The organism is Marseilla massiliensis (genome assembly GCF_016899955.1).
Taxonomy (GTDB): Bacteria; Bacteroidota; Bacteroidia; order Bacteroidales; family Bacteroidaceae; genus Prevotella; species Prevotella intestinigallinarum.
Window position 1 is genome coordinate 36,259 of sequence record NZ_JACJJL010000030.1, and the last position, 6,146, is coordinate 42,404.

The window sequence follows — 6,146 nt, forward strand, 5'->3', positions numbered from 1 at the left end:
CGTGCCGGTGCCAATAGTGGCGCGTTTGCCGTCCCTGTCAGCCGTGGGCCATGGCCTTGCGGTAAACGGCCATGAGGTCGGCAGCCAACCGGCTGTCGGCAAAGCGTGCTGCATATTCGCGCCCGCGGTCAATCATCTGCTGCCGGCGCGGCCCGTCGGTGCAAGCCGTGTCGATGGCGTCGGCCATGGCCCCGGCGTCGTCGGGGTCTACGTATATTGAGTGTGGGCCGCCCGCCTCCTCGAGGCACGAGCCTGTGCAGCCTATGGCCGGCAGGCCGCTGGTGATGGCCTCGAGCATGGGTATGCCGAAGCCCTCTATGCGCGAGGGGTAGACAAAGGCCGTGGCCAGGCGGTAGAACGCCGGCAGGTCGGCAAAGGGCACCCCGTGGACGAAGCGGAACGACTGCTCCAGCCCCTCGCTGCGCAGGTAGCTGCGCAGCTCGTCTTCATAGTCGGTGTGCCGCCCCACGGCCACCACAGGCACGATGTCGGCCGCCTGACGGCCCCGACGGGCCATCAGCGCCACGGCGCGGGCCGCCAGCATGAGGTTTTTGCGCCGCTCTATGCTGCCCACGTAGAGCACGAAGCGCGGCGGCAGCGAGTAGCGGCGGCTCACGTCGGCAAGGGCTTCGGGGGCTATGTCGGCGGCGAAGGCCGGGTCGCACCCCTGGTAAACCACGTCGACCTTGCCCTCGTCGATGCCGTAGTAGTGCACCAGCTCGCGCTTGGTAAACTCGCTCACGGCTATCACCCTGTCGGCCACGCGGCAGGCGCGGCGGAACTTGTAGTTGTATATCATTCGGTCTATGGGGTGGTAGTATTCGGGGCAATGGATGAAGATTAGGTCGTGGATGGTCACCACCGAGCGGCAGCCCGCCCTGCCTATGGTCAGCGGCAGCTCGTTGCTCAGCCCGTGGTACAGCTCGATGGCGTCGCGCCGCAGGTCGGAGGCCACGCCCCACACGCGCCACAGCGACCCAAGGCGTCGCCACACCGCCTGGCAGGGAGTGTGCAGGTGGAGCGCCCCGAGCGTGGGTATCTCGCCCAGGTAGGGCGTGCGCCTTGCGTTGGGGGTGTAGAGGTGGTAGTCGTTGGCGGGCTCCGCCTGCGACAGTATGCGCACCACGAAGCGGCTGTAGTTGCCCAGGCCGGTGCGGTTCTGGGCGGCTCTCTTGGCGTCGAAACCTATTCTCATGTCGTGGCTTTGTTTTTAATGATAAGCAAAACTATGCAAAAATATTGAGATAACGGCATCATTTCGGGAAAAATAGCTACTTTTGCATGAAATTTGAATGCGAGATGAACAATACGACCGAAGCCTTGCGGCGTTTCTTCCGCAAGCCGTTCTTCACCGACCCGCGCACGCTGGTGGGCCTGTGGCTGCTCTTGCCCGTGGTTGCCGCGCTGCTCAAGCTGAGCAAGTGCAACAACTTCCTTATCTTCAAGTATGTCTTCTGGCATGCATGGGGGCAGCTGCCGCTCTACGAGCCCTATCCGGCCGAATACTTTGACACCAACCATTACGGCCCGGCGTTCAGCATGGTGATAGCCCCCTTTGCCGTGGTGCCCCAGTGGTTGGGCCTGCTCCTGTGGGAGGTGATGCTGGCCATGTCGCTCTATGTGGCCGTGAGGCGGCTGCCCATGGAGTGGCGCAAGCAGGTGTTTGTCTACTGGTTTTGCGCCCACGAGCTGCTCACGGCCCTGTTCATGAGCCAGTTCAACATAGCCATTGCCGCCATCATAGTGGGCACCTACGTCTGCGTGGAGCGCGAGCGCGAGGGCACGGCGGCCTTCCTCGTCATGCTCGGCACGTTTGTCAAGCTCTACGGCATTGTGGGCCTGGCCTTCTTCTTCTTCTCGCGCCACAAGGCCCGCTTTGCCATGTGGCTGGCCGTGTGGGCCGCGGTGTTCTTCGTGCTGCCCATGGCCATAAGCAGCCCCGAGTATATAGTGGGGCAGTATAAGGCGTGGTGGGTGAGCCTGACCGAGAAAAACGCCGACAACATGTTCAGCGGCGGGCAGAACCAGTCGCTGCTCGGCCTGGTGCGCAAGATAAGCCGGTGCCCGTCGTACTCCGACCTGTGGCTCATAGTGCCCGGCCTGGCGGCCTTTGCCCTGCCATACCTGCGCCGGGGGCAGTGGCGCCACGAGGCCTTCCGGTGCGCCTTCCTGGCCTCTACGCTGCTTTTCGTGGTGCTCTTCAGCACAGGCAGCGAGTCGTCGACATACATCATAGCCCTCACGGGCGCCGCGCTGTGGTATGTCAAGGCGCCGTGGCAGCGGTCGCGGCTCGACGTGGCGCTGATGGTCTTCGCCTTCATACTTACGTCGATGTCGCCCTCCGACCTCTTCCCCGCATACCTGCGCAAGCACTACGTTCAACCCTACGCGCTCAAGGCGCTGCCCTGTGTGCTGATATGGATAAAGCTCGTGGTGGAGATGACAACCCGCGACTATGCCCCGCGCACGGCCGCAACAACATTACGAGCCCATGAGAATGCCCGACAGAGATAAGCTGATGCAGTTTGTCAGGTTCTGCATCGTGGGCACAGTGGCCGCCGCCATACACTACGGCGTATACTACCTGATGCAGCTCTTCCTCAAGGGGGGCGTGTGGCTCAGCGTCGACTACACCGTGGGATATGTGGTGAGCCTGGTGTGCAACTTCTTCATGACCACCCACTTCACCTTCAGGTCGCACGTCTCGGCAGGCAAGGCGGCGGGCTTCGGCTTCAGCCACCTGGTGAACTACTCGCTGCACATTGTGCTCTTCAACATCTTCGTGGCCGTGGGAATACACCGGCTCGTGGCCCCGGTGCTGGTGCTGATGGTGGCCGTGCCAACCAACTTCCTCATACTGAGGATGGTGTATAGGTAAAGCCCCTCTCCCGTCTCCCCTGTGGGGAGAAGCTACGATGCCGACGAGCTTTCCACGTGGGATACAACGTTTCCGATGAGGAGCTTTCTAAGTGGAATATTACGCTGCCGACGGAGCTTTCCACGTGGGATATTACGCTGCCTACGTGAGGCTGCCCACAGGTAAGATAGAATAGAATATAATAATATAAACAATTAATTAACAGAACGCCCTTCCGCCCAGATCTTCTCCCCACGTGGGAGACGGGAGAGGGGCTGCCACCCTTCCGCCCAGATTTTCTCCCCACGGGGGAGACGGGAGAGGGGCTGCCGCCCTTCCACCCAGATCTTCTCCCCACGGGGGGAGACGGGAGAGGGGCTGCCGCCCTTCCGCCCAGATCTTCTCCCCACGTGGGAGACGGGAGAGGGGCTGCCACCCTTCCACCCAGATCTTCTCCCCACGGGGGGAGACGGGAGAGGGGCCTCATGATAGCAATGAACAGAATACGCAAATCCATTTATTCCGGGCCGTTGTGCCTGGTGATGAACCTCGTACTCGTCTATGTGGTCTACGAGGTGTGCCGGCTGGCTTTCCTGCTTGAAAACTGGCAGGCTTTCGCCCCAAGCCTTACGTGGGGCAAGTTTTTTGAGATACTGCACGGCGGGTTGGTGTTCGACACGTCGGCCATACTCTACACCAACGCGCTCTACGCGCTGCTGATGCTGCTGCCCCTGCACTATAAGGAGACCGACGCCTGGCAGCGCGTGGCGCGCTGGGTGTTCGTGGTGTGCAACGCCGTGTGCATAGTGGCCAACCTTGCCGACTCGGTATATTTCCAGTATACGGGGCGCCGCACCACGGTGACAGTGTTCTCAGAGTTTGCCTCCGAGCACAACATCGGCTCGGTGGTAGGCGTGGAGCTGCTGCGCCACTGGTACCTCGTGGTGCTTGCCGCCGTGCTCGTGTGGGGGCTGTGGCGGCTTTACTTCATGCCCTCGGGCCCGCGCCCGTCCTGTGTGGGCAAGCCGCTGAGGCTCAAGCCCGCGTTGGCCTACTACGGCGTTCAGCTGCTGTGGCTGCTGGCCTATGTGCCGCTGACGGTGATTGGTATGCGCGGAGGGGCCACCACGGCCGTGCGCCCCATCACCATAAGCAACGCCAACCAGTATGTTGACCGCCCGCTCGAGGCCGCCGTGGTGCTCAACACGCCGTTCTCGCTCATACGCACGTTCAACAAGCCCGTGTTCACCGTGCCCGGCTATTTCGCCCCGGCCGAGCTCGACGCCATATACACCCCGGTGCACATGCCGCAAGACAGCGCGGTGTCCCGCCGCAAGAATGTGGTGGTGCTCATTGTAGAGAGCTTCGGCCGCGAGTACATCGGGGGCTACAACCATTGGCTCGACGGTGGCAAGTACAAGGGATATACGCCTTTCGTCGACTCGCTAATGCAGCACAGCGCCACGTGGCTCTACTCATACTGCAACGGGCGCAAGAGCATCGACGGCATGCCGAGCATACTCTCGGGCATACCAATGTTTGTGGAGCCGTTCTTCCTCACGCCCTCGTCGATGAACGACGTGAGCGGACTGGCAGGCGAGCTGAAGCACAAGGGCTACTACTCGGCTTTCTTCCACGGGGCCGAGAACGGCTCGATGGGCTTCCAGGCCTTTGCGCGCACCACGGGCTTCGACGACTACTTCGGGCGCACGGAGTATAACGACGACAAGCGCTTTGGCGGCGACCGCGACTTCGACGGCATGTGGGCCATCTGGGACGAGCCCTTCCTGCAGTTCTACGCGCTCAAGATGTCGGAGTTCCGCCAGCCGTTCATGTCGGCTGTGTTCACGGCATCGTCGCACCACCCCTACGTAATACCCGACGAATACAAAGACGTCTACCCCGAGGAGGGCATAGCCATACACAAGTGCATTCGCTACACCGACAACGCGCTGCGACGCTTCTTCGCCACGGCCAGCCGCCAGCCGTGGTACAAAAACACGCTCTTCGTGATAACGTCAGACCACACCAACCTCTCTGACCACGACTATTACCAGACCGACCTGGGCGGATTCTGCTCGCCCATCATATTCTTCGACCCGTCGGGCGAGATAAAGCCGGGAATGCGCGACGCCATAGCGCAGCAGATTGACATCATGCCAACGGTGCTGGGCTACCTGGGCTACGACCGCCCGTATGTGGCCTTCGGCTGCGACCTCTTCAACACCGAACCGCAAGACACATGGGCCGTCAACTACCTGAACGGCATCTACCAGTATGTCAAGGGCGACTACCTGTTGCAGTTCGACGGCAGCCGCACCAAGGCCGTCTACCGCTTCCGCACCGACCTGCTGCTTGAGCACAACCTCGTGGGTCGCGTCAGCGAGCAGGCAGCGATGGAGCGCGAGCTGAAAGCCATCATACAGCAATACATGACGCGCATGACCACCAACACCCTCGTGGTGGGCGGAGGTGGTGGTGCTGGGCCGTCAGTTGCCCGCTGAAAGGCAGGGCCGGGGGCATGGTGCTGCTTGCAACTTGCCCCGGCCCTGCCTTTGGGTCTTTCATCATCTCAAACAGAGGTTGTGGCCCAAGCTTATGGCGGGGGCTCTGGCCGTGGTTGATTGCCTGTGGTTTTTTGTCGGTGAAGTCTTTTAATTTGTTGTAATTTGTTTTGCAGACAGCCGTTTATTTTGTATATTTGTAATCGGAACGTGGGTTGTCGCAAAATTTTTTTTGTTCAAACGATGGCTGTCTGTTGTTATGTGTAACAAATAAACAAGCAATAATTATGGGAAATCTCGACAGGAAATCATTGCTGCTGCTTACGGGTGGCTGTGCCGTTGCAGCTTTTGGCGTGTGGCTCGGTAGTATTGCCGGAGGCTTTTTGGCCTTGGCCCTTGTTGGCATGTCCGTGTGTGGGGTGGTTGCCCTGGGCCTGCGCGGGCTTTTGCACCGCCTTTCCGGCCAGACGCTGATGGTCGACGGCATCCTGCTTGTTGGCATCCTGGCCTGCCTCAGTCTTGAGCAGTCGGCCTTGGTGGTCAACATGGTGTTTGCCGCCTTGGCTGTGTTCCTGTGCGCCGACGTAGCGGCGTGGTTCCGCCAGTGGCGCGGCAGCCTGTCTGATGGTGCCGTTGCCGGCCGTGGCGTCGTGGCGTCGTTCGTGGTTCAGCTTGTGCTTGGTGTGGCCCTGCTGCTTGGCGTTGGCATCGTGGCCTTTGCCTCGGGCGTCGGGCCGTGGAGGTGGCCTCTGGCCGTGGTTCTGTCGTTGCTTTGCGTCTGCCTG

Annotated in this window: 5 protein-coding genes; 4 read left to right on the forward strand and 1 reads right to left on the reverse strand. The window is 61.0% G+C overall.

Annotated features, from left to right (window positions below; all coding sequences use genetic code 11):
• Positions 1 to 37: 37 nt before the first annotated feature.
• Entirely contained in the window at positions 38 to 1,195 is a 1,158-nt protein-coding gene (locus H6B30_RS13890; protein ID WP_205111606.1) for a glycosyltransferase family 4 protein, read from the reverse strand.
• 104 nt (positions 1,196 to 1,299) lie between these two features.
• Between H6B30_RS13890 and H6B30_RS13895 the strand changes: the two genes are divergently transcribed.
• From H6B30_RS13895 to H6B30_RS13910, 4 genes are all read left to right on the forward strand, one after another.
• Entirely contained in the window at positions 1,300 to 2,514 is a 1,215-nt protein-coding gene (locus tag H6B30_RS13895) for a glycosyltransferase family 87 protein (protein WP_205111618.1), read from the forward strand.
• Positions 2,492 to 2,878 carry a GtrA family protein gene (locus H6B30_RS13900; RefSeq protein ID WP_239484062.1) on the forward strand — a complete coding sequence of 129 codons (387 nt, stop codon included), beginning with the start codon at positions 2,492 to 2,494 and terminating at the stop codon, positions 2,876 to 2,878. The genes H6B30_RS13895 and H6B30_RS13900 overlap by 23 nt, the downstream gene beginning before the upstream one ends.
• Before the next feature lie 473 nt (positions 2,879 to 3,351).
• Positions 3,352 to 5,361, forward strand: coding sequence for an LTA synthase family protein (locus H6B30_RS13905; protein ID WP_239484064.1), 2,010 nt, complete (start codon positions 3,352 to 3,354; stop codon positions 5,359 to 5,361).
• Positions 5,362 to 5,648: 287 nt separating this feature from the next.
• Positions 5,649 to 6,146 (forward strand): hypothetical protein (locus H6B30_RS13910; RefSeq protein ID WP_205111612.1); only part of this gene is annotated, 498 nt, incomplete at its 3' end.

Bases quoted from the DNA above. Each gene is read 5' to 3' on its own strand.
- H6B30_RS13890 (WP_205111606.1), bottom strand. From the start codon at position 1,195: ATGAGAATAGGTTTCGACGCCAAGAGAGCCGCCCAGAACCGCACCGGC.
- H6B30_RS13905 (WP_239484064.1), top strand. From the start codon at position 3,352: ATGAACAGAATACGCAAATCCATTTATTCCGGGCCGTTGTGCCTGGTG.
- H6B30_RS13895 (WP_205111618.1), top strand. From the start codon at position 1,300: ATGAACAATACGACCGAAGCCTTGCGGCGTTTCTTCCGCAAGCCGTTC.
- H6B30_RS13900 (WP_239484062.1), top strand. From the start codon at position 2,492: ATGAGAATGCCCGACAGAGATAAGCTGATGCAGTTTGTCAGGTTCTGC.